The sequence below is a fragment of the Polynucleobacter sp. es-GGE-1 genome, assembly GCF_018882005.1.
GTDB lineage: Bacteria > Pseudomonadota > Gammaproteobacteria > Burkholderiales > Burkholderiaceae > Polynucleobacter.
The window spans coordinates 1-21871 of record NZ_JACVPE010000006.1 but is presented as its reverse complement, the minus strand read 5'-3'; the positions used below and the strand labels follow the sequence as shown (position 1 = coordinate 21871).

Annotated in this window: 24 protein-coding genes; 4 read left to right on the top strand and 20 right to left on the bottom strand. The window is 44.3% G+C overall.

Features of this window, described 5'->3' with window-relative positions:
* Position 1: 1 nt before the first annotated feature.
* The 3 genes from ICN35_RS04980 to ICN35_RS04970 are packed head-to-tail and all read right to left on the bottom strand — an operon-like array spanning position 2 to position 1526.
* On the bottom strand, positions 2-550 hold the full coding sequence (locus ICN35_RS04980) for a DUF3833 domain-containing protein (protein WP_215295568.1): 549 nt from the start codon (positions 548-550) through the stop codon (positions 2-4).
* Positions 550-1104, bottom strand: coding sequence for a chalcone isomerase family protein (locus ICN35_RS04975; protein ID WP_216124807.1), 555 nt, complete (start codon positions 1102-1104; stop codon positions 550-552). Before ICN35_RS04975 ends, ICN35_RS04980 begins: the two co-directional genes overlap by 1 nt.
* On the bottom strand, positions 1101-1526 hold the full coding sequence (locus ICN35_RS04970; protein WP_216124805.1) for a thiol-disulfide oxidoreductase DCC family protein: 426 nt from the start codon (positions 1524-1526) through the stop codon (positions 1101-1103). Before ICN35_RS04970 ends, ICN35_RS04975 begins: the two co-directional genes overlap by 4 nt.
* A 19-nt stretch (positions 1527-1545) precedes the next feature.
* On the opposite strand from ICN35_RS04970, the gene ICN35_RS04965 reads away from it, so the two are divergent.
* Entirely contained in the window at positions 1546-2283 is a 738-nt protein-coding gene (locus ICN35_RS04965; RefSeq protein ID WP_255535713.1) for an SDR family NAD(P)-dependent oxidoreductase, read from the top strand.
* 59 nt (positions 2284-2342) lie between these two features.
* Here the strand turns inward: ICN35_RS04965 and ICN35_RS04960 are convergent, their stop codons facing one another.
* From ICN35_RS04960 to ICN35_RS04950, 3 genes are read right to left on the bottom strand one after another with little or no spacing between them, the layout of a single operon-like run.
* Positions 2343-2507, bottom strand: a complete 165-nt coding sequence (locus ICN35_RS04960) for a DUF2256 domain-containing protein (protein ID WP_216124803.1) — start codon at positions 2505-2507, stop codon at positions 2343-2345.
* Positions 2508-2515: 8 nt separating this feature from the next.
* Complete coding sequence (locus tag ICN35_RS04955; RefSeq protein WP_216124801.1) at positions 2516-4051, bottom strand: cryptochrome/photolyase family protein; 1536 nt, start codon at positions 4049-4051, stop codon at positions 2516-2518.
* The gene (locus tag ICN35_RS04950) at positions 4048-4317 is read right to left on the bottom strand and encodes a TIGR03643 family protein (protein ID WP_215318671.1); all 270 of its coding nucleotides are present in this window, start codon (positions 4315-4317) and stop codon (positions 4048-4050) included. The genes ICN35_RS04955 and ICN35_RS04950 overlap by 4 nt, the downstream gene beginning before the upstream one ends.
* 58 nt (positions 4318-4375) lie before the next feature.
* Here ICN35_RS04950 and ICN35_RS04945 point away from each other — a divergent pair, with 58 nt between their 5' ends.
* Entirely contained in the window at positions 4376-4723 is a 348-nt protein-coding gene (locus ICN35_RS04945; protein ID WP_216124799.1) for an HNH endonuclease, read from the top strand.
* 17 nt (positions 4724-4740) lie between these two features.
* On the opposite strand, the gene ICN35_RS04940 is transcribed toward ICN35_RS04945, so the two are convergent.
* Genes ICN35_RS04940 through ICN35_RS04930 form a run of 3 tightly spaced genes read right to left on the bottom strand, consistent with a single transcriptional unit; the run spans position 4741 to position 8110 of the window.
* A complete protein-coding gene (locus tag ICN35_RS04940; RefSeq protein ID WP_216124797.1) occupies positions 4741-6018 on the bottom strand; it encodes an alpha-hydroxy acid oxidase in 1278 nt (425 codons plus the stop codon).
* A 52-nt stretch (positions 6019-6070) separates the two neighbouring features.
* The gene (locus tag ICN35_RS04935) at positions 6071-7141 is read right to left on the bottom strand and encodes an isocitrate/isopropylmalate dehydrogenase family protein (protein ID WP_216124794.1); all 1071 of its coding nucleotides are present in this window, start codon (positions 7139-7141) and stop codon (positions 6071-6073) included.
* Positions 7142-7144: 3 nt separating this feature from the next.
* Positions 7145-8110 (bottom strand): tripartite tricarboxylate transporter substrate binding protein, encoded by a 966-nt coding sequence (locus tag ICN35_RS04930; protein ID WP_216124792.1) that lies wholly within the window; start codon positions 8108-8110, stop codon positions 7145-7147.
* Between the two features lie 85 nt (positions 8111-8195).
* Here ICN35_RS04930 and ICN35_RS04925 point away from each other — a divergent pair, with 85 nt between their 5' ends.
* Positions 8196-9200 carry a 2-hydroxyacid dehydrogenase gene (locus ICN35_RS04925; protein WP_216124790.1) on the top strand — a complete coding sequence of 335 codons (1005 nt, stop codon included), beginning with the start codon at positions 8196-8198 and terminating at the stop codon, positions 9198-9200.
* A 27-nt stretch (positions 9201-9227) separates the two neighbouring features.
* Here ICN35_RS04925 and ICN35_RS04920 read toward each other — a convergent pair whose 3' ends face one another.
* The 11 genes from ICN35_RS04920 to ICN35_RS04870 all read right to left on the bottom strand — a co-directional run bounded on the left by ICN35_RS04920 (position 9228) and on the right by ICN35_RS04870 (position 20198).
* Positions 9228-9986, bottom strand: coding sequence for a class II aldolase/adducin family protein (locus tag ICN35_RS04920; protein WP_216124782.1), 759 nt, complete (start codon positions 9984-9986; stop codon positions 9228-9230).
* Between the two features lie 4 nt (positions 9987-9990).
* Positions 9991-10971, bottom strand: coding sequence for a tripartite tricarboxylate transporter substrate binding protein (locus ICN35_RS04915; RefSeq protein WP_216124781.1), 981 nt, complete (start codon positions 10969-10971; stop codon positions 9991-9993).
* Positions 10972-11001: 30 nt separating this feature from the next.
* The gene (locus ICN35_RS04910) at positions 11002-12045 is read right to left on the bottom strand and encodes an alpha/beta hydrolase (protein ID WP_216124780.1); all 1044 of its coding nucleotides are present in this window, start codon (positions 12043-12045) and stop codon (positions 11002-11004) included.
* A gap of 270 nt (positions 12046-12315) precedes the next feature.
* Complete coding sequence (locus ICN35_RS04905) at positions 12316-13185, bottom strand: tripartite tricarboxylate transporter substrate binding protein (RefSeq protein ID WP_216124779.1); 870 nt, start codon at positions 13183-13185, stop codon at positions 12316-12318.
* A 104-nt stretch (positions 13186-13289) separates the two neighbouring features.
* A complete protein-coding gene (locus ICN35_RS04900) occupies positions 13290-14180 on the bottom strand; it encodes a TauD/TfdA family dioxygenase (RefSeq protein WP_216124778.1) in 891 nt (296 codons plus the stop codon).
* A 59-nt stretch (positions 14181-14239) separates the two neighbouring features.
* Positions 14240-15397, bottom strand: a complete 1158-nt coding sequence (locus ICN35_RS04895; RefSeq protein WP_255535712.1) for a mandelate racemase/muconate lactonizing enzyme family protein — start codon at positions 15395-15397, stop codon at positions 14240-14242.
* On the bottom strand, positions 15394-16365 hold the full coding sequence (locus ICN35_RS04890; RefSeq protein ID WP_216124777.1) for an NAD(P)-dependent oxidoreductase: 972 nt from the start codon (positions 16363-16365) through the stop codon (positions 15394-15396). Before ICN35_RS04890 ends, ICN35_RS04895 begins: the two co-directional genes overlap by 4 nt.
* Positions 16358-17269 carry a fumarylacetoacetate hydrolase family protein gene (locus ICN35_RS04885; RefSeq protein WP_255535711.1) on the bottom strand — a complete coding sequence of 304 codons (912 nt, stop codon included), beginning with the start codon at positions 17267-17269 and terminating at the stop codon, positions 16358-16360. Before ICN35_RS04885 ends, ICN35_RS04890 begins: the two co-directional genes overlap by 8 nt.
* 9 nt (positions 17270-17278) lie before the next feature.
* Positions 17279-18421, bottom strand: coding sequence for a mandelate racemase/muconate lactonizing enzyme family protein (locus tag ICN35_RS04880; RefSeq protein WP_216124776.1), 1143 nt, complete (start codon positions 18419-18421; stop codon positions 17279-17281).
* A gap of 24 nt (positions 18422-18445) precedes the next feature.
* The gene (locus ICN35_RS04875; RefSeq protein ID WP_255535710.1) at positions 18446-19426 is read right to left on the bottom strand and encodes a tripartite tricarboxylate transporter substrate binding protein; all 981 of its coding nucleotides are present in this window, start codon (positions 19424-19426) and stop codon (positions 18446-18448) included.
* Positions 19427-19517: 91 nt separating this feature from the next.
* Complete coding sequence (locus tag ICN35_RS04870; RefSeq protein WP_216124767.1) at positions 19518-20198, bottom strand: GntR family transcriptional regulator; 681 nt, start codon at positions 20196-20198, stop codon at positions 19518-19520.
* Positions 20199-20386: 188 nt separating this feature from the next.
* Here ICN35_RS04870 and ICN35_RS04865 point away from each other — a divergent pair, with 188 nt between their 5' ends.
* Complete coding sequence (locus ICN35_RS04865) at positions 20387-21541, top strand: beta-propeller fold lactonase family protein (protein ID WP_216124765.1); 1155 nt, start codon at positions 20387-20389, stop codon at positions 21539-21541.
* Positions 21542-21871 lie beyond the last annotated feature (330 nt).

The window sequence follows — 21871 nt, the reverse complement described above, 5'->3', positions numbered from 1 at the left end:
CCTAACGTTTATAAAAACTCAGTGTGACTTCGCCTAGATTGATACCAAACTTGCTCATTTGGGCTTTATTAATCATGACTTTTGGTGTTACGAGATACATCCAGTCATCAAACTGAACATGGTAAATGGTGCCATCAACTGGCAAAGCTAAGGTGTATGCCCAGTTGAGAGCATTCCCAGCAGATGAGCCATTGGCCTCACCTACTACGTCATCTGCCTTACCAGTATATTTTCCAGGAGCAACTTCGGTTAGCTTCCAAATGCGTTTCTGCTTTGTGCCATCAGAGTATTCAAAGCTTTCATCTAGAGTACCTACTTTCTTACCATCGACGACCTGCCAGTTCGCTTGAATCAAGACCGTAAAACGTTTGACCACTACTCCGCTGCGATCGGTGAAGATGCCGTAGGCATCAATCGTGCCTGAGAAATACTCACTCAAATCCAATACGGGCTTTTCATTAGCGTATTGAGATACTTTTGGGCCAGCGCAACCCAGCAAGAAGCTGGCACAAAGGATAGCTATACTGAATTTGCTAAAGAATGATTTCATTATGGACAAGCCTCTTGGAAAAGGGGTGGTGGGCAATTCTGCCCAAGTAGTTGCTCACGTAGTTTAGGAGCACTCGTTTTAGGATCTAACCAAATACCAAAAAAAGCTTTAGAAAAATCCGCTCCCGGAATCTGCGCAAGGGGTTTTCCTTCGAAATAAAAAGTAGTTCCCTGGTTGGGTGCGTAAATTGCAGTGAGATTTTGACCTGACTCCACGTTTGGCATAAAGGTGGCCAATTGTTTCTCCCAAGCCTTTGCCTGTGTATCTGGTACACCAAGCTTTTTCATCTCATCTGCTGAGCTCTTAGCGATTGCCACACCAGTGAATGATTTTTGATACCGCAAGTCCAGTGCAAATGCTGAAGCATTAGCACTTGCACCTCGATAAAAATTGGCATCATAAATATGAAAGCCCCACCAAGTTAATTTGCCGCTGCCCTGAAATTTGGCAGGAGTCAAGGCTTCATTAATATAGGTCAACTCTCGGGCATTACTATTGGCACTGAATAAACAGGCAAGAGCACACAGTTGGATGAATAGGGTTTGGACTTTCATGAGGCGCCTGATACATTCTTACTTTTAGATGTGGCATTGACTAGTCGCAATGCACCTGGACCTAATATTCGTGAAATCGCATGGCGATGCTTAGCAAAAAATTGATAACCTAGGCGCAAGGGAGGTTGCACGATCTTTCTGGAAAACAACCAGGCCAGAAAAGGAAGATTAGCTCTGCGATATGCCTCTGGAAAAACAACCGCGCCACTAATTAATGAGCCGTCAGCATATTGACCATACATAGCAGCTAGTGCTTGTTCACATGACACGCCGAGGGCTGATGGGTCATAGCGATCTGAATTGATGTCGACAAAGCCAAGTAAACCAGCTTGGTTACGCCCATTAAGAAACAATATCTCCGCCTGACACAAAGGGCACGCGCCATCATAAAACAGAGTGAGTTTTTGTAAATCATGAGCCATGAAGCAAGTGTAAGACTTATTGACTAAACTAGCTTACAGCACAGTCGTCATTAAAACCCCTTTGAAAATACTCCCTAATCCCTTTCGCGCTCTGGTCATTGGCTCATCTGGCACGATTGGGTCAGCTTTTGTAGAGCTCTTCAAAAATAACCCCTCATGCTCAGGGGTTGTGGGTATTCACCGTCATTCAGAGCATCCGCTTGATTATCAAAATCCGGTATCTATCGAAGCTTCCGCTAATGCGCTAGCAGCAGCAGGACCCTTTCAACTGATCATCAATACCATTGGTGTATTGCACAGCAAAGACTGGATGCCGGAGAAAAAAATAGATGACCTCAATGCCGAACAATTCATTGAGCTCTTCAAAATCAATACAATTGGTCCCGCCTTAAGCATTCGATATTTCTCCAAACTATTGGATCCAAAAAATTCTATTCTGGTTACCTTATCTGCCAAGGTTGGTAGCATTGAAGATAATCGTCTCGGTGGCTGGTATAGCTATCGAGCCTCTAAAGCAGCCTTGAATATGCTGATTAAAACGGCGTCCATTGAGCTTGCTCGCACCAAACCCAATGCTGCACTCATTGCTATGCATCCAGGCACTGTCAATTCCAGCCTTTCAAAGCCTTTTCGGGGTGAGCAAATTGGGAGACCCGCAGAAGATGCGGTGTCCGATATGTTTACAGTGATGCAAAATCTTGAAAAAGAGGATTCTGGCAGTTTTATTTCTTATTCAGGTGAAAAGCTGCCTTGGTAAAAGTCAAAGGTGATCAGGCTCGACTACATCTGACTACTACGCCTGAGTACTGCGCCTGACTACCACACCTGACTTTTAGTTCCCTTTTTTCTACAGGCATCAGAGCAGTATTTCACTGACTCCCAATTTTTTGCCCATGACTTTCTCCAGGTCATTTCCTTTTTGCAAACAACACAGATCTTGCTCGGCAAATAGCTCTTATTTCCTTTAAAGGAAGTGCTCATATCAAACCCTAGAGATCATTCAAGTGATTTAACAACTGCTTTGCGTGCTTTGTAATCGAGCTTTGATCTTCATCGCTGATTCTTTTCAGATTTGCTGTCATCAAACGCGTTCGTGGGCTTGCCTCAAACTGAGCGCGATGCTTGATTAAGAAATTCCAGTACAGGGTCGTGACTGGGCAAGCATTATCTCCAAAGCGAACATCTGGCTTGTATTGACAGGAGCCGCAGTAATTGCTCATGCGTTTGATGTAGGCTCCACTAGCAATATAAGGCTTACTCGTAAAGCGTCCACCGTTAGCAAACAAGGCCATGCCAGCGGTGTTCGGTAACTCTACCCATTCAATAGCATCAACATAAATTGCCAAATACCAGTCACAGACTTGTGAGGGTAGGATCTCAGCCAACAGAGCAAAGTTACCGGTCACCATCAGGCGCTGAATATGATGAGCATATCCATACCTCAAAGTCTGACCAATGGCATCTTTCATGCAGGCCATATTGGTTTGGCCGGACCAATACCACTTAGGCAAAGACCTCTGATGCTGGTAATAATTATCCTGAGCCATCTTTGGCATATCCAAGTAATACATCCCTCGAACAAATTCTCTCCACCCCAAAATTTGGCGAATAAAGCCCTCGACCGTAGATAAATCTAGGGAGTACTTTTTCCAAGCATTAATAACAGCAGAAATGACCTCGCGGGGATTAAGGAGCTTGAGATTCAGGGAGCTCGAGAGCATAGAATGCCAACCATATGGCGTATCAGTCCACATAGCATCCTGGTAGACGCCAAAGTTTCGCAAACGGTAATCTACAAAATAATTCAGCGCTTCTAAAGCTTGCTCTCGAGTTACCGGCCAACGAAATGCCTCTAGTGAGCCAGGATGCTTCGGATAGGTTTTCTTGACGAATGCAATCACCTCTTGAGTGATGGTGTCTGGCTCAAACAGAATGGGTTCCTCAATGATGCCGGGCCCTTTTTTGGGATAGGGCTTACGATTGTCTTGATCAAAGTTCCATTGACCACCCTCTGGATTACCATCAGCATCCACCAGAATTTGATGGGTCTTCCGCATCAAGCGATAAAAGTACTCGAGCCTCAATTCTTTTTTACCAGCTGCCCAATCTGTAAATTCTTGATGGGAGCAGAAGAAATGCTCATCCTCACGCATCTCCAATTGCAATCCAAGCTTATTGGCTAATGCTTCAATCTCCTGCTTTAAGCGCCATTCGCCTGGCTCGACGCAAATGAGATGGGTAATTTTCTCTTGCTGTATTTTCTCTTTTAAGGCATCAACAATAGATAAAGGGGTGCTTCTGATGTAGCTGATTGGGTAATGCAAGCTTTTCAAAGTCTGGGCAAAGTGCCGCATAGCCGATAGAAATAAAGCAATTTTGGCCTGATGCGACCAAACATATTGAGCCTCATGCATAGACTCCACCATGAATATCTCATCGGTTTCATGATGAAAGTTGTGAAGTGCTGCACTCTTTAAATCCAGCTGATCCCCCAGAATCAAGACCAGCCTTTTAGGGGATGTCATTTATTTTTATATTGGGTTGGGCAATAGGCACGATCTACTAGCTTACTTCGCAGTGCGACATGTTTCGTTGATCGACCTGTCACGCGCTTACGCCATAGCTCAAATGAACCTCTCTTGAGCTCGTGTCGCATTAATTGAATCACTTGAGATTCAGAGAGGCCAAATGACTGCTCAATCGCATCAAACGGAGTACGGTCCTCCCAAGCCATCTCAATGAGACGGGAGATATCAGGAGCAGAGAGTGTTTTTGGAGAGAATCTTGCCACCGTGCAAGTTTAAGACTTATTTAATAAACTGGCATGACCCCACCAAACCCAAATACTCATGCTTGGAAAAATTCGTCAGAAACTCATTTCTTTGAAGCCCAAGCCACTCCAAAAGGTACTGGAAACTGTCTGCCCTATTTGTGACCGCCCTATCCCGGAATCACAAAAAGATGCTCATCATCTAGTACCCAAATCGAAGGGCGGCAAGACTACGGAATATCTGCATCGCATTTGTCATCGGCAGATTCATGCTTTATTTACTGAAACTGAGCTAGCCATACAATTCAATACTGCTAGTAATCTACAAGAGCATCCTGAAATGCAGCGATTTATTCGTTGGGTCAAATCCAAGCCCAACCACTTTTATGAGAAAACCCGCAAAAGTGCGCGCATTAAAACCTCATAAGAAAGGCTTCAACTAAATTAGCTTTCTTTCATCACCATAGATGATTGAATAGCGGCAATATTAGCGGCACCCATCTGCTGCATGGTTGATTTAAATTCAGTTTGCAAAATTTCCATGACGCGCTCTACGCCGGGTTGTCCAAAAGCACCCAAACCCCAGAGATAAGGACGACCCACACAAACTGCATTCGCTCCTAATGCCATTGCTTTAAATACATCGCTACCTCGACGTACACCACTATCAAATAGAATGGGTACCTTACCTTTTGCCACTTTGACAACTTCAGGCAAACACTCAATCGAACCGCGCCCACCATCTTCACTTCTGCCGCCATGGTTTGATACATGAATTCCATCAACACCATATTTGAGGCAAAGTTGCGCATCCTCTTCAGTCAAAATTCCCTTGATGATGATTTTCATTTTGGTGGTGTCGCGCACCTGCTTAATAAAGTCCCAAGTCATATTAGAAGAGGTCATCCTGACGCCAGTCATATCAATACCATCATAGTTTGGTCTTTCTTGCGCACTGCCAAAGCCATGCACATGGCAGCCCGCACAATTTCGCGGATCCAATTTCTTAAGACGGGCAAAAGTTTCTTGATTTCTTCCGCCATTACGATCAACAGTAATTTCTAAAACAGGTGCCCCAGCTTTTTCAACCCGTCGAATAACTTGCTTAGCAACTGCAGGGCTAGAAGTTGCATATAACTGAAACCAAACCTCACCTTGACGAGCAGCGATAACGTCTTCAATTGTGGAGGCTCCAGCATTTGACAGGATATTTAAGAAACCACCCACTCTCGCCGCTCTCGCAACCGCTACCTCTCCCTCTGGGTCATATGCCTTATTGCCACCAGTTGGGGCAATAATGATGGGAGAGTTCCACTTAGTTCCAAAAAGCGTAATAGAGGTGTCAATTTGACTCACATCGCGTAAACGACGAGGACGTAATTGGTACTTTAGAAATGAAGTGCGATTTGCTCTTAATGTCACCTCATCATCAATGCCTGATGCCATGTAAGCAAAGTGTGCTGGAGGTACTTTCGTAAATGCTACTGGCTCAAAATCAAAAACATTGATTGCTTCCTTTGGATTGGATATCAGATCCAAGGGAGTATTTGGCGCCCAAATCATGGGGTCTGGTCGCTTCGTGAAATTTCTGATTAACTCTCTCGGATCTTTTGCTTCTTGAGCAAACAAATCTTGATTAGCGCTAAGGGCAAACAAGGGGCTGGCTGCAAGCCATGTTAAGAGCTGTCTACGTTGTTCATTTCGGTCCTTGCGATTGCTCATGTCTCCTCCATCCTATTTTTTGAGCTACAGGTATTTCAACCACTGTATTACATTACCTCAAAGCCTCTAATACTGCTTTTGCCATAGATGCAGTATTTCCTTTGCCATTGATATCCCCGGTTCTAGCATTTGGATTAGCAAGCGCTACTGAAGTTGCCTCTGACATCGATCTTGCCATCGCCACAGCCTCTGGGATATTCCGGCTATAGCCAAGCCAATCAAACATCATACGAGTTGATTCAATCATGGAGTATGGATTGGCAATGCCTTTGCCTGCGATATCCGGAGCTGATCCATGAGTGGCCTGTGCCATCACCACATCACCATCACCGATACATAAACCTGGCGCCATTCCCAAACCGCCAACCAGACCTGCAGCTTCGTCTGACAAAATATCGCCAAACATATTCGTAGTCACAATCACATCAAAGTTTTGGGGGTCACGCACTAAGCGCATTGCCATAGTGTCAACGATCACATCATCAACGAGGACATCTGGATATTCTGGTGCTAGTTTTTTACACTCCTCAACAAACATACCGCAACCTAGTTTAAAGACTGTATCTTTATGGACGTAGGTCAAATGCTTCTTGCGTTGACGCGCTAATTCATAAGCTGCTTGGGCAACGCGACGGCTACCAGTTCTGGTAATCACGCGCATAGACAGAGTCATTTCATCGCTTGGACGAAACTCTGCATTACCTACCAACATATTCCGATCTGGCTGAAAGCCCTCGTTGTTTTCACGAACAATAATTAAATCAATATCATCACGAAGACACCCAATATCTGGGTAAGAACGTGTTGGTCTCACGTTTGCAAACAAATTAAATTGCTTACGCAAAATTGGGTGGGGATTGATGGCGTTAGCCTGCTTTGGATAAGCACGATGACCAATCGGACCCAAGATCCATCCATCCAGAGTATGGAGAGTTTCTAAAGTTTCAGGTGGCAGAGTATGGCCATGAGTATCGAGCGCGCGACGCCCAATGGGTAAAGGTACCCACTCGATATTCACTTGATGCAGTTTTGCAGCTGCTTTGGCAACCTCTACTGCAATCGGCACAATCTCATGACCAATGTCATCGCCTTCTAAAATTCCAACTCTTAATTTCTTCGACATGACCTACTCTTCCAATTGAATATTGCGAGCTTTTGCCAAGGCAGTCCATCGCTTAGTTTCATTTTTAATAAATTGACCGAATTGTTCAGGAGACATCGGCATAGGCTCAACTGCTTCAATCAATAACTTCTCCCGCATCTCCGGTAACTTCAGTGTAGCAATTTGCGTTTCATTTAAACGCTTCACAATATCCGATGGAATTCCAGCAGGGCCTACCGTGCCATACCATTGCATTGCGTCAAAACCCTTAAAACCGAGCTCTTCCATAGTGGGGACGTCTTTTAAGACTGAGCTGCGTTTTGATCCCGTAACCGCTAATGCACGGACCCTGCCTGTTTGTATATATTGCAAAGCCGCAGCTAGGCCTGGGAACATAGTCTGCGTTTGACCGCCTAATAGATCGTTAATCGCTGGGGCAATGCCACGATATGGGATATGCAGAATGTAAAGATCAGTTTCCTGCTTAAATAATTCCATGGTCATATGTGTCAAAGATCCCTGACCAGCAGTACCGTAACTTAACTTCCCTGGGTTCTTGCGCGCATAGTCGATAAATTCTTTCATGCTCTTGACTGGAACCTGACTATTCACAATCAAGACGTTTGGGGTCGCACCAATCATCCCAATCGGCGTGAAATCCTTAATAGGGTCATAAGGAACTTTTCTTGTCGCAGGCTTTGTACCATGAGTGGCCACATAACCCTGCATCAAGGTATATCCATCAGGCGGCGCTCTCATGGTGGCCTGAGAGGCAATGACTCCGCCCCCACCACTTTGATTCTCCACTACAAAAGTTTGGCCCAAAACTCGCCCCCAGCGCTCAGTAACGACCCGTGCAATCATATCGTTACCACCACCTGCCGCAACAGGAACGATATAACGAATGGGTTTTGAGGGGTATGCCTGTGCCCTCACAGAAAATGGCAGAGACAGAGCTAGCGAAAAACCTAAAAAATTGCGGCGCTTCATATGTGCACTCGTATCTTGATAGAAAATTAGGATAACTGAATTTAGGGCTTGCTGTATATTTAAGTCATCCATTAAGTAAAAAAATATGAGCAAAAATATTCTGGTTGTTGGAGAGTACGGCAAGATCTTCATTGATCCACTTAGTGCAGTACTTGGAGATCAGTGGGCAATACAACATTGGACTATTGAACAGCCCAAAGCTGAGCTATTTGACTTAGCATCTAAAGCCAGCATTCTGGTAGTAACAGCAGAGCTGACCTATTCAAAAGATAAACAACTGATTGAAGATCTCATTAGGGCTGGCAAGCAATTACAGTTAATTCAGGTACCATTTTCTGGAATGGAATGGCTTCATCCAGATTGGCTACCAGCGGGCTGCAAGGTCTGCAACACCAACCAACACTCTGAGCCAATCGCTGAATATGTCATGCTCGGCATCTTAGAGTTTGCCGTCAATATGCGCTTAATGGATCGCGAGCTACGTCAAGGTCGCTGGACTTACGGCGGATCGATTGTGCGAGGTAAGAAGCATAGTGAAATTCAGCATAAAACCATTGGTTTTATAGGCTTCGGCCACATCGCAAAGCGTGTTACTGAATTAGCCACTCCCTTTGGTATGAAGTTTCTGGCCATTAGTCGTAACCCTAAGCAAGACTCAAGACTGGCATGGTGGAAAGACAGTTCGCATCTTGATGAATTACTTTCTGAGAGCGACTATATCCTCATCACCTCTCCTCTCAGTGACAGTACGAGAGACCTGATTAATGAACGTACGCTAAAAAAGATGAAGCCAACAGGTGTCATCATTAATGTGGCTAGAGGTCCCATTATTAATGAAGAGGCTATTTATCAAGCCCTGAAGCATCGTCAGATTGGTGGCGCCCTACTCGATGTTTGGTATCAATATGCCAACACTGAAAACTTAGAGATGCAGCCATCGGCCTTTCCGTTTCATGAACTCGACAATGTCATCATGACGCCACACACTGCCAGCTGGACGGATGATCTCGATGCGAGACGTATCGAATCGGTCACGCAGAATATCCAAAACTTCATCAATCAAAAACCACTAGTAGAGGTTGTGTTCTAGCGGTTTTGAGCTTACTGAGGTACTGGATTAATTTTTGTAGCCAGGATCTAGTTTTTCAACAATACGTAACATGGCAGGCCATTCCATTTCACCAAAAGGCCTTCTGACGTTTGGCTGATAGAGATGATGCGTCTTCTCTATCACCTCTTTTGAGGGCATGGTGAGCTTCACTCCTGAAGAGAGTGCGTCCACCTGAGCTTTGCAGGCCATCTCCAACCAATATAAGGTATTAAATGCTTGCGCTACGCTAGGCCCTACTGCTAGCAAACCATGATTCCGCAAGATCATGGCGGTTTGATCGCTCAAGTCCGCCACCAAACGGGTTTGCTCATCAAGATCTATCGCAACACTTTCGTAGTCGTGATAACTAATGCCATGAAAGCGCATGGATGTTTGCGTAATTGGTAAAAGACCGCACTCCATAGCGGAGACCGCCATACCAGCCCGTGTATGCGTGTGAATGACACAGCTGACATTTTCTCTTGCACGGTGCACCGCACTATGAATTATATATCCTGCTTGATTAATACCAAAATCAGGATTGGGGTTATAAATTACCTCGCCATCTAAATTAATCGTGACTAAATTAGAGGCGGTGACTTCGTTGTACATCAATCCATAAGGATTAATCAAAATATGATCGTCTTTACTATCTGGAATTCTGGAAGTGATGTGGTTATAAATCAGATCACTCATTCCAAAATGGGCAACCAGTCTGTAACAAGCGGCTAAATCAACGCGTGCCTGGCGTTCTGCAGCTGAGACAACATAATTACTCTTAGTCATTACTTCATTGCTCCATTGGTTTGATATTGAAATCACGGATCAGCTTACCGGTATTTTCATTATCATTTTTTATGAATAGAGCAAACTCACCCGAGTTAGATGACATCCTTACCTCTGCGCCACTCTTAGCTAACTTGGCACGGGTTTCAGGTTCCTGCAAGATTGCGTTGATTTCATTGAGCAAGGTTTTTTGAATCGCAGGCGGCAAGCCTAGCGAACCAAAGAGGCCGAGCCAAGCACCAATTTCAAAGCCTGGAAAGCCCTGCTCTACTACTGTCGGTATTTCCGGAGCAAGTTCTGTCCTCTTCAGAGTCGCTACAGCAAGAGGCTTTAACTTACCAGCCCTCACCATTGCAATGCTAGAAGAAAGCGTATCAAAGGTCACAGGTAATTGGCCACCAATCACATCTGCTTGCGCTTGGCTACTTCCTTTATAAGGAATCTGAGTCATTTCAACGCCAGCTCGTTTAGCTAAAACTGACATCACTAAATTACTAGTTGCGCCATTACCAGTTGAGCCATAACTCACTGGAGTTGCACTCTTTTGCGCATTTGCCAAAAATTGCTGCAAGGTATTGGCAGGATCATTGGGGTTGACCACCATGAGATACGGCAACCATACCAACATGCCAATCGGTGTGAAATCAGTCAGCGGGTTATAAGTCAGATTCTTATAGATATGCGGATTAATTGACATGGGTGCAGATGCACTCACCAACAGGGTGTAGCCGTCTGGTTTCGCTTTCGCTGCAATGCCCGCACCAATACTGCCAGCAACACCTACTTTGTTATCTACTAAAAACTGCTGACCCATACGCTGAGAGAGTCGATCAGCCATGATGCGAGTCACAGTGTCTGTCCCTGTGCCCGGCGGAAAGCCAATGATGATCGTGACGGGTCTATCAGGATAGGCAGCTAAGGCTACTATGGCATTGCTAGCTAAAAAGACAAGTCCAAAAAACTTTATTAAGCAATTCAATTTCACGATGCCCCCAAATAGTTTCTATATTGATATTTATTTTTCTGGCTTAAATGTACTATCCAAAAACTCCTGGACACCAGTAAACATCAACATGCGATTCTTTTCCATAATGATGGTGTGAGTACCTTCGCTGATTTGCAACATGATTTTGTATGGTGCATTTTCTAGCTTAGTAAAGTACTCATACATCATGTAGCTTGGTAGGTCTGCATCCCACTCTGCGTGAACCAGCATGACTGGCACACGAATATCTTTAGGCTCATAAACCGGTATACCTGCTGTCCAGAACTCACGTGCATCCTGAACGGTACCATTGGGTGCACGCAGTTTTTTAGGACTCTGTGTTTTTCCCCAAGGATCGGTTTCAAAGGTGGCTGCAGCCCACTTCTCAAACCAGCCATCGGGAATCAATGTGGCTTTGGCACTCTCTGGCACACCAGTCAACCAACGATTCTTGGCATCGGCAACCGAAGCGACACGATATGCGCCTAAAGGACCGCCTTTGTCTGTTAATGGCGCACCGCCTTGACGTAACCATTGCGGTGCATACAGCACTAACTTGTTAACCTTTTGATTATTTTCAGCTGTGTACTTACCCATGATGGTGGTACCCCATGACCATCCAAGTAAATTCAACTTATTAATGTTGCGCTTCTTCAAGATGTAATCTACGGCACTGGATACATCACTTACGGCAACATTGGTACGGACTATCGGTGGATTTTGCTCAGCAGGTTGATCCATCTCTGGTGGACGGGTCGATTTGCCATAGCCACGCAAATCAACTAGCCAAACGTCATACCCCCTAGCAGCGATGTATTCCATCCATGATATGCCACCTAAAGATAAGTCAAACGCTGTCTCTGCGGGATAAGTTGAGCCATGTACATAAAGCAATGTTTTTTCAGGGGAAAACTTTTTCATTCCCGCTAAATGCTTATTGCGGACATACAGAGAAATACCGGGAGTATCACTCTGAATCATGTATTCATTCATCTCGATTTTGCCAGCAGCAAAAGCCTGAGAAAAACCCAAAAAAGCGAGTAGACCAAGGAATAACTGTTTACTTGATTTCATTACGTCTCCTGATACTTTTTATTGATATGTTTTATACGATGCCATGACCCTCGGCTTCTGACAAGCAGGGCTTTCACCATATTTTGACTATACCTTAGCTTAGGATAGTGGACTCAGAGTCCATGAGCACCACCTATACCGACAAGTGGGTGCAACGTAGTAGATATTTGGTGGAGTAGATTGGCAATAAAAAACCCGCCGAAGCGGGTTCTTGCTTAGGGAAACATCGTAATTAGTTAACTTACCTGTTATTCAGCAAGGATGATTTGATTATTCAGCGCTTATTTTCGCCGAACGTACAACTACACCCCATTTTTTAATTTCTGATTTTAGAAACCGGTCGGCATCGTCTGGTGAATTGCCAATCACCTCCGATCCGCCATCGATCAAGCGCTGACGAACCTCCGGCGTATTTAAGATTTTTACAATCTCAATATTTAATTTATTAACAATATCTTTAGGCGTCCCTGGTGGGGCAACAATGCCAAACCACGCAACAGCCTCAAACCCTTTTACCCCAGCCTCAGACAGGGTTGGAACATCTGGTAACTGTGGGTGGCGCTTGGATGTAGTAACAGCAATAGGAATCAATTTTCCACTTTTAAAATGCGGCATCAGTGCGACTAAATTATCAAACATAGCCTGAATTTGTCCACCCATAAGATCTAGATGCGCTGGTCCAGAGCCTTTGTAGGGGACGTGAACCATATTAATGCCGGCATCTAATTTCAACTTCTCAGCAGTGACGTGATGAGAGGTGCCCATACCTAGTGACCCAAAGTTTATTTTTCCTGGATTAGCTTTTGCATACTCAATAAACTCGCGCGCATTTTTTGCAGGAAAGTCTGGGTTTACTGCCAGGGCTAGAGCGGAGTTTGTAAAAACGGTAATTGAAGTAAAGGCTGCCGTGTCATATTTCAAATTAGGATATGCACTGGCGCCAATTGGTAATGCTGCTGTAGAGATCAGGAGGGTATAACCATCGGGAGCGGCCTTAGCTACATAATCATTAGCGATAGTACTTCCAGCCCCAGCACGATTTTCAACTAGGAACGGCTGCCCCATAGCAAGCGTTAATTTATCAGCAACACTTCGAGCTACCGTATCCGAAGCGGATCCAGGAGCAAATGGAACAATCATCTTTACGGGTCTAGATGGATATACATCCGCAAAAGATGAATGTGAATAAATGAAAGTAATTACAAGAAGTGTCTTCAATATAGTTGACATAGAGATCGGACTTTTCATGATTCAGCAGTCGCAGTCATTAATTCTCGCTCCAGAGTTGTCGTTCTTCTTAAATCTCTTCGAATGGATAAATCATAGCGAGTACCGCGGTGAAGAGTAGCCCTGTTATCCCAAATTACATAATCTCCAGGACGCCAGTCATGCGCATAGACATACTTCGCTTGAGTTGCATGCTCAATCAATTCCGCTACCAATAATCTACCTTCAGGAACAGACATACCACTCACCTCGGATATATGAACACTAGGAAAGAGAACTTTTCTACCAGAACCAGGATGAGTAAAAACCAAGGGGCGCTCAACTGGTGGAAATTTAGAAAGTTGCTCTGGGGTGTAATCCTTATCACCCAAGAGAATTCGTGAATGAAAAGCAGAATGCCATCCCGTTCTTTTTTCTATATGTCGCTTGGTTGATTCGGGCAAATCATCCCAAGCAGCCCTGAGGTCTGCCCACTGCGTTTGCCCTCCCTCATCAGGAACGACTACGGCTGATAGCATTGAATATTTCACTGGCAGGTCTTGAAATGAACTATCGCTATGCCATAGCTGGTTTGCAAGAACGCCAATGAGTTTTTTATTATCTTTATCAGCAACAGAACCATCCATTGCAACATTGCCGATATCAATGAGCTGATCATACTTAAAGCGCGTTGGCGCTCCAGTAGCCTTGCGCAGTCCTGAGTCAAGAGGCCCAAACTGGATCGAGAAATCAATCTGCTCATCTTGTGTTAGCGGTTGATCTCTAAAAACCAATACTGCATATTGATTCATACCATCATCAATAGCTTTGATAGTTTGCTCATCCAAAGGGCGTCTCAAATCTATTCCACTGACCACACCAACAAAATTTGGATTTGTAGGATTTTGGGGATTAATCACCAGGCTCATTTCGTCTCCATTTTTACCGCTTCATGAGTAAAGAATAGTTAATTATTAAATTCTCAAGATCAAATGTAGCAAGGCCCATCAATTAATGGGTGATCTTTTACAAAATCTAGGTTTATCTTCATCCCGATTCCTATGCCCTCATATGGTTTCACATATCCCTCTGAATCAAGCTCATAGGCAGCTTTATCCATCATCTCATCTCTAAAGGGGTTTAGTGAAGTGACGTCTCCCTCAAAATATCCAGGATTATCAATAGCGGATAGAAAATGAATGGTCGTCCCCATATTGATTGCGGTAGCAGAAGTATGGGGATTAATGGTTAATTTGTTAGCACTCGCCATAGCGGCAATTCTCATGGACTCAGTCACACCGCCCGTTTTTGATAAATCCGGTTGAATAAACTGCACGTCGCCATCGTCCAATAGCGTTGAGAAATCGTAGCGGGTGTAGTGATTTTCTCCAGCCGCAAATGGGACTCGACCTAAACTACGCGCCATGCGATATGCTTTTCTGTCCTGCGGCGGAAATGGCTCCTCCAACCAACTCACTCCAGCCTCATCAAATGCAGGCATCACTCTGCGTACATCTGCCAATGTGTAATTAGTATTAGCATCAACCAGTAAATCAATATCACTGCCTACCGCTTTACGAACAGCCATGACTCTTGCAATATCTTTCTCTGCGGTATCTCCCACTCGCAACTTCAATGCGCGGTATCCTGTCGCCACATGCTCTTGCGCCTCCTTAGCCAAGGATGCTGGCTCTTGCCAGCCCAATGCAATGCCACCTGCATAGGCTTTAATCTTTTTAGAGGCGCCGCCTAACATCCGATACAAAGGTTGTTGCATGATTTGAGCGCGTATATCCCAGAGTGCAATATCAATACCACTCAAAGCCAATACCGCAGCTGCGCCCATCCCATGGCTAGAGATTTGCATTTTATAAACTCGGGCCCAGATGCCATTAATATCCATCGCATCACTATTGAGAACCAACTCCCGCATCGTTGTATCAATCAGCTTTGCAATTGCACCTGGAGCACGTCCATGATGCGCCTCACCCCAGCCAATATGACCATCTTCAGTTTCGATGCGAACAATTACTGAGTCACGTTTTACACATTTACCAATACCGAGTCGTACAGACTTATTTTCGGGGACAGGAAAAGAAATAGGTACAGCCTCTAACTTAACAATACGCATTGGATTACTTGTCATGATTTTCTCAATGAAGGAAATACTTCTGGGTTAACAATATTATCGGGACGATGTCCATTCAGAATAGCAAGAATTGTCTTAACAGAGCCCTCGCTCATGCCGCGCATGCTACTAGCAGTAATTGAAGCTATATGGGGAGTGAGCAATAAATTTGGACAATCAAAGACAGCCTCCTCTCCAGACAGGGGCTGCTGATCATGTACATCCATCGCCGCACCCGCAATTGCATTCGTTCTGAGTGCATTGATGATCGCCTGCGTATCCACCACTGGACCACGAGCAATGTTAATTAGGATAGCATTAGACTTCATCATAGAAATTGAAGTTTGATCCACCAGTCCACGCGTTTCTTCATTTAAGGGGCAGCAGACTACTATCACGTCCGATTGAGAAAATAGCTCCGCTTTTGTAGCTGAGCGAACTTCACTTGGTAGCGCCTCTGGTCGTCTAGTAAGTGCAATGGTTTTCATTTGTAAACTAGTTGCTGCATTTGCTAATTTGCTACCTATAGCCCCAAAGCCAATAATTCCTAAGGTTGTATTCGCTATCTCGGTTGAAGGATCTGCTAGCGGACGCGCTTTTGCCCATCCCTGACTACGTAACTGGGAATCAATGAAATCTAGGCGACGACGGAAATGAAAAATGACGGCCAGGCAATACTCAACAACCGCATTTGTATTGGAACCTGGCAAGTTGGCAACCAGTATTCCTTTCTTAGTGGCGGCATCAACTGGAATGAAATCTAATCCTACGCCATGGCGCACTACTACTTTTAGTTGCTGCGCATGATCAAAAATATCTTGAGGTAACTGACAACGAACAATTAAGCCATCACACTCCAATATCAGCCCTTTTAATGTCTCGGGCTTTGCGTCTGGAGCCACGACTACATCACATTCTTGGATGAGCGACTGATGGCACTCAGGATGTATTGGGTTGGTTAAAAGAACCTTAAATCTTTTACTCAAGAAATGGCACTCCCTTTTTAATTGGATTATTCAGTACTCCTAAGCCCTCAAGCTCTATATGGACAGTTTGCCCAGGTTCAAGCCATGCAGTTGGCTGATGCACCATCGCCAATCCTGCTGGAGTTCCTGTTGCGATGATATCCCCAGGCTCTAGTGGCATTTGCTTAGAAATATAAGAAATTAATTCTGCGATTTTGAAAAGCATCGTGCCGGTTGTTCCATTCTGTAACAACCTACCATCCACATCCAATTTAATTTGAATACCATAAGGATTTGTTACCTCATCAGCCGTAACTAGAAAGGGTCCAAAAGGAGCAGAAGCGGGCATATTCTTACCCCTAACAAAGTTACCGTTATCTTGCTTGATCATGCCACTACCGCTGATATCGTTATGCACTGTATAACCCACCACACAAGCCATCGCATCTTTTGGCTCTATGAACAAAGCCCGTTTACCAATAATGACGGCCAACTCCGCTTCGTAACCTACGTTACCAACATCCGGCGGAATCAAGATGGGATCATTGGGTCCTATAACGGTATTTCCAGAGCGAATGAAAATAACAGGCTCAGTTGGATAAGGCATTGAACGCTCATCTAATGCATCGGTAAAGTTATATGCGGCACCAACAATCTTTTCTGGGTTAGGAATTGGAGAGCATATCGAAATGGAATCCATATTCACCACGGCATCCTGGTCATACCGACCACTCTCAATTTTGTTGGTGATTTTCTTGGTGATCGATGGCAAGCCTGCCTTGACCATCTCGAGCAAACTAAGGCTGACTCCCCCCACAATGTCACTGCAACTTGCATGTGAAAGATCAAGAACACGCAAAGAGTCGTTCAGCAGGACACCTACTTTCGGCGCTTGACCATTTGTTATAAATGTTAAGTAACGCATAACAGGGGACTAGGCTACTCGATATTGATCAAGAATATGACGATTGATTTCAATACCAAGACCTGGGCCTTTTGGTACGCTTATCTTGCCATTACGCTGCACAATAGGATCAACTGATAATAGATCGCGGAATGGATTTTCACATTGCTCAAACTCGAATAATGGCGGGTTGCCTTTAAAGCTAGGGGGCTGATCTGGAAGCGCTGCCAAGAAATGTAAAGTGGCAGCCACCCCAATCACCGATCCCCAGGCATGCGGAACGCACTCCACTCCATGCGCACTCGCAAGGGTTGCAATCTTGCGACACTCACTGATACCGCCGGCAGCACAAACATCTGGCTGCACAATATCCATCGCCTTGCGTACAACAATATCTCTAAATCCCCAACGGGTAAATTCATTTTCACCCCCCGCTACAGCCATATCAAGGGCACGAGTAACTTCGACATAACCATCTAAATCCTCAGGAGAGATGGGCTCCTCAAACCATTCAATATCTAACTTCTCAAGCTCTCGACCAATCTTGATGGCTTGGGGTACGGTAAAACAGTGATTAGCGTCAACCATGAGTCGCATATCATCTCCTACTGCTTTTCGAACCGCCTCTACTCGTCTGATATCTAGCTTTAAGTCACCTAAACCAATTTTCATCTTGATAGCAGTAAAGCCATTGTGCTTAAATTCAATCGCCTCTTCCACTGCCTCTTCGATCAAGCGATCCATATCAATAAAATATAGACCTGTAGCATAAGGTGTTACCTCATCACGATAAGAGCCGCCAATTAACTTATGAATTGGCTTTCCGCAAGACTTGCCAATAATGTCCCATAGGGCAATATCAATTCCGCTAATAGCCGAAATTGCCATACCGGTAGTGCCGTAATCTTTAATGCGGTTATAGAGATCTTCCCAGATCACTTCGACGTCAAAAGGATCTCTGCCGATAATGCGAGGACCAAACTGAGTATCAATAAATGCTTTTGATACAGCGGACGGCCCATAACACTCTCCCCAGCCCACTATGCCATCGCTTGTTTCAATCTCAACAATGCACGATCCCCTGGTTTTATAAATCCAACCTCTAGAGGAGGTAAAGGGCTTTTCTACTGGAGCGGAAACAACATGACAGCTTACTTTTTTAATTTGATTCATCAAGCTTCTTTCAATTTCAGATCATTATTTTTTTTCAGAAAATACTTTTTTTCCAACTTCAGCCAAAGTATTTGTCACGGCAGTAATTTCAGCGCCCAAAGCTTTCCCAGTAAGGCTGTCGACTCGCGCACCACCATCTTCAGATGCCGCCTTAAAACGGGGATCCTGAATCGCCTTATTAAAAATAGCAATTAATTTTTCTTGAATTTCTGGTGGAGTCTTTGCAGGAGCTACAAGATATGCCATTTGCACTAATGGTCCATATGGAAAAACGTTATAACCCCTCTCCTTAAAGGTAGGAACATTGGGCATTGATTTAATTCGCTCATTTGCAAATACACCTAAAGGCATCACCATATTGGAGTCAATCTGCGCTTTACTTTCAGACGGTTTTAATACTGCTGCATCTAGTTGTTTGCCAGCTAAATCAATAATGACTTTAGCGCCACCGGTATAGGGAACGGTAATAATTTCTGAGTTGACAACATTTCCCGTCATCACTGCAAATATATGATTTAAATTATTACTACCAGGTGTGCCAATCGATATCTTCCCCGGTTTCTTTTTAACCATTGCCTCAAAACTATTCAAGTCTTTAGTTGGGCTATCTTTAGGAACAAGCAGTAGCAATTGATCTGTGGTCACTCGCGCTATTGGTGAAAATTGCTCGTTTTTCAGCGGCGTTAAGCCCTGCGCAATCATTGCCATCGTAGAGCTAGTGCCCATGCCGATGGTGTAGCCATCAGGTTCTGCATTAGCAACTTTAGTCATGCCGATAGTGCCAGTTGCACCGGCAACGTTGTCCACGACTACTGTGATTCCCTCATCAGCCATAATTTTTGAAATCAGTCGGGCAGAAATATCGTTTGAACCCCCAACATTCCAGGGCACTACTAACTTTATCTCCCTAGCCGGGAAATCAGCAGCCATGGCAGATCCAAAAGCTGCAAAAACACCCAAAGTAGATGCCACCATTGCACTGAAAACGGTTTTAAATACCTTCATATTCACTTCTTTCGCTTCGCAATATGTCAATGTTATAACAAATAACATTCATGAGGGGAAAACACTATTAACCCTTATTTAAACAACGGAACTAATCTAGCAAATTACAGATATCCAGTCGAGCACTATCAATATCAGCACGAATAGCTTGGGCAACCCCAATACCATCACCCTTTTTTAGCGCATTTAGAGCAGCCAAATGATGTTTGTGTCTTTTTTGACCGGGCTTATACTCCGGTAGCGCAAGATTTAAGGTAGGCCCACAGCGCAGCCAAGCGCCTTCGATTGCCTGCAAAAGGATAGATTGCTTGGCTAACTTATAAATCCCAAAATGAAACTTGTAGTGAGCATCCAAATAAGAGGCTAGATTTCCGGTTTCAGCCAAATCTCTCATTTGAGTCAATAGTTTTGAAATTTCAGCAATTTCAGCTTTGCTTGCATTTTTTGCAGCTGCTTCAGCTGCCAAGGGCTCTAAGCTACTGCGTATCGACATCAGTTGATCAAACTCATTGGCATTCAAGAGGGGTACTGATGCACCCCCACCTTGGCCAACCCCACCTCTTTCAAGTACATTTTCAGCAGCCAAGCGATTCACGGCATCACGAACAGGCGTAAGACTAATACCGAGATCCTGAGCCACCTTTCTCAAAATGATGCGCTCTCCAGGAACAAACTTACCAGCTAACAATGCACTTCGTAAAGACAAATAAGCCTTATCCCAAAGAGTATCTTTGTTGATTAATTTAAGGCCGCCCTTTGAGTCACTTGGCATGAGGTGTTTTTTCGAAGAAATAGAGGTAAGGGTTAATATAAATCAAAATCTCAACGTTATTTAAAGTAATCCACTAAAAACATCCAAAAGGGTTAGCATAAACCCAGAACTAAAACAGGGAAGATACCAATACAAAATACTGCTACAACATCTAATATCAAATAGCTAAAAAATAAATGGGAGACAACATGAATAAAAAAACAATCTTCAGAAATCTGGCGCTTGCAACAACAAGTTTAGTAGTGACAACCAGCGCTTATTGCGCAACTTATGTTTACATTTCCAATATTGAGGATGCTGACATCACAGCATATGAACTCACGGCTGGGGTAAGTCCCCACTTAACTTCAGTTGGTCGTTTCCCCGCTGGAAAATTTGTGATGCCAATGGCGGTGACACCAGATAATAAAAATTTGTATGCCTCTGTGCGCTCCAAGCCCTTTTCTTTATACATGTATCAAATTGATCAAGCCAATGGACAGCTGAAATGGACTGGTGCAATCCCATTGCCCGACAGCATGGTTAGCGTCTCGACTGATAAAACCGGCAAATGGTTATTGGCTACCTCTTTTGGAGGCCACAACAATAGCGTTAACCAAATTCAAGCAAATGGTTACGTCAATCCCGTTCCAGCTGAGGCCTTCCCAAGTGGTGGAAAGAATCCGCATGCGATCGTATTTGATCAGTCCAATAAGTTTGTTTATGTTCCACAACTAGGTACCGATGAGATCAAAATTCATACCTTTAATGCCTCTCAAGCAAAGCCCTTATCAGAGACAGCCAGCTCAGTAGCACTTCAAAAACAACAGGGGCCAAGACATATCGTCATTTCGGCGGATAATAAATTCGCTTATGTCATTACTGAGATGACTGGTGAAGTAATTGTTTTCTCTAGAGATATCAAGACAGGAGCCTTAACTCAAATTCAGGCTGTATCCAGCCTGCCAAGTGATAGCAAGTTAGTGCCAGGTAGACCAAGACCTCCTACCGGATCCCCAGAAGCCACTGCTTTTGATGACTCTAATATGATCTTCTGTGCCGAAATTAAACTGACGCCTAACGGCAAATTTCTTTACACATCAGAAAGAACAAAAAGCACTTTAAGCGGCTTTGAAGTGGACACCCAAACTGGCAAAGTAAAGTATCTATTTACCACTCAGACAGAGGAAATGCCTAGAGGATTTAATGTTGATCCGAGCGGGCAATTTTTGGTTGCTACAGGCCAGAAATCTGACAAGGTTTCCCTTTACTCTATTAACCAATCTTCAGGCGAGCTCGCTCTAATCGAGAGAGTTCCTGGAGGTAAAGGGGCGAACTGGGTCACTTTTGTAAAAACGAAATAAGCTTCAGAATTCTTTTCTTGATTAAGACTAAATACCGCCTGCGGGCGGTATTTTCATCAGACTAAAGGTGACATCATGAAAGTGATAAACAATAGAAAACGTCAATTTTTACAATATGGGGCTAGCCTGATAGGCGCCTCTGCTGTGAGTAGTATTAGCCAACCCGCGTACTCTCAAGGGGCAAAATGGATAGGCTCGCAGTACTGACCTGTCTGGTTTTATCGGACCAATCTCATCTAGAAACTCTGGCTCCCGTTATTAATTCTTTTTGCCATCCAGCGACAAACTCTGTTGGGGTTTGATAATCCAAACTTGAGTGTGGTCTGACTA

Excerpts from the sequence above, each read along its gene's own strand:
- ICN35_RS04895 (WP_255535712.1), bottom strand. The coding sequence starts at position 15,397 with ATGACAAGTAATCCAATGCGTATTGTTAAGTTAGAGGCTGTACCTATT.
- ICN35_RS04925 (WP_216124790.1), top strand. The coding sequence starts at position 8,196 with ATGAGCAAAAATATTCTGGTTGTTGGAGAGTACGGCAAGATCTTCATT.
- ICN35_RS04930 (WP_216124792.1), bottom strand. The coding sequence starts at position 8,110 with ATGAAGCGCCGCAATTTTTTAGGTTTTTCGCTAGCTCTGTCTCTGCCA.
- ICN35_RS04980 (WP_215295568.1), bottom strand. The coding sequence starts at position 550 with ATGAAATCATTCTTTAGCAAATTCAGTATAGCTATCCTTTGTGCCAGC.
- ICN35_RS04870 (WP_216124767.1), bottom strand. The coding sequence starts at position 20,198 with ATGCCAAGTGACTCAAAGGGCGGCCTTAAATTAATCAACAAAGATACT.
- ICN35_RS04960 (WP_216124803.1), bottom strand. The coding sequence starts at position 2,507 with ATGAGCACTTCCTTTAAAGGAAATAAGAGCTATTTGCCGAGCAAGATC.
- ICN35_RS04935 (WP_216124794.1), bottom strand. The coding sequence starts at position 7,141 with ATGTCGAAGAAATTAAGAGTTGGAATTTTAGAAGGCGATGACATTGGT.
- ICN35_RS04875 (WP_255535710.1), bottom strand. The coding sequence starts at position 19,426 with ATGAAGGTATTTAAAACCGTTTTCAGTGCAATGGTGGCATCTACTTTG.
- ICN35_RS04920 (WP_216124782.1), bottom strand. The coding sequence starts at position 9,986 with ATGACTAAGAGTAATTATGTTGTCTCAGCTGCAGAACGCCAGGCACGC.
- ICN35_RS04880 (WP_216124776.1), bottom strand. The coding sequence starts at position 18,421 with ATGAATCAAATTAAAAAAGTAAGCTGTCATGTTGTTTCCGCTCCAGTA.
- ICN35_RS04905 (WP_216124779.1), bottom strand. The coding sequence starts at position 13,185 with ATGATTGTTCCATTTGCTCCTGGATCCGCTTCGGATACGGTAGCTCGA.
- ICN35_RS04970 (WP_216124805.1), bottom strand. The coding sequence starts at position 1,526 with ATGGCTCATGATTTACAAAAACTCACTCTGTTTTATGATGGCGCGTGC.
- ICN35_RS04910 (WP_216124780.1), bottom strand. The coding sequence starts at position 12,045 with ATGAAATCAAGTAAACAGTTATTCCTTGGTCTACTCGCTTTTTTGGGT.
- ICN35_RS04945 (WP_216124799.1), top strand. The coding sequence starts at position 4,376 with ATGCTTGGAAAAATTCGTCAGAAACTCATTTCTTTGAAGCCCAAGCCA.
- ICN35_RS04975 (WP_216124807.1), bottom strand. The coding sequence starts at position 1,104 with ATGAAAGTCCAAACCCTATTCATCCAACTGTGTGCTCTTGCCTGTTTA.
- ICN35_RS04940 (WP_216124797.1), bottom strand. The coding sequence starts at position 6,018 with ATGAGCAATCGCAAGGACCGAAATGAACAACGTAGACAGCTCTTAACA.
- ICN35_RS04955 (WP_216124801.1), bottom strand. The coding sequence starts at position 4,051 with ATGACATCCCCTAAAAGGCTGGTCTTGATTCTGGGGGATCAGCTGGAT.
- ICN35_RS04885 (WP_255535711.1), bottom strand. The coding sequence starts at position 17,269 with ATGCGTTACTTAACATTTATAACAAATGGTCAAGCGCCGAAAGTAGGT.
- ICN35_RS04865 (WP_216124765.1), top strand. The coding sequence starts at position 20,387 with ATGAATAAAAAAACAATCTTCAGAAATCTGGCGCTTGCAACAACAAGT.
- ICN35_RS04900 (WP_216124778.1), bottom strand. The coding sequence starts at position 14,180 with ATGAGCCTGGTGATTAATCCCCAAAATCCTACAAATCCAAATTTTGTT.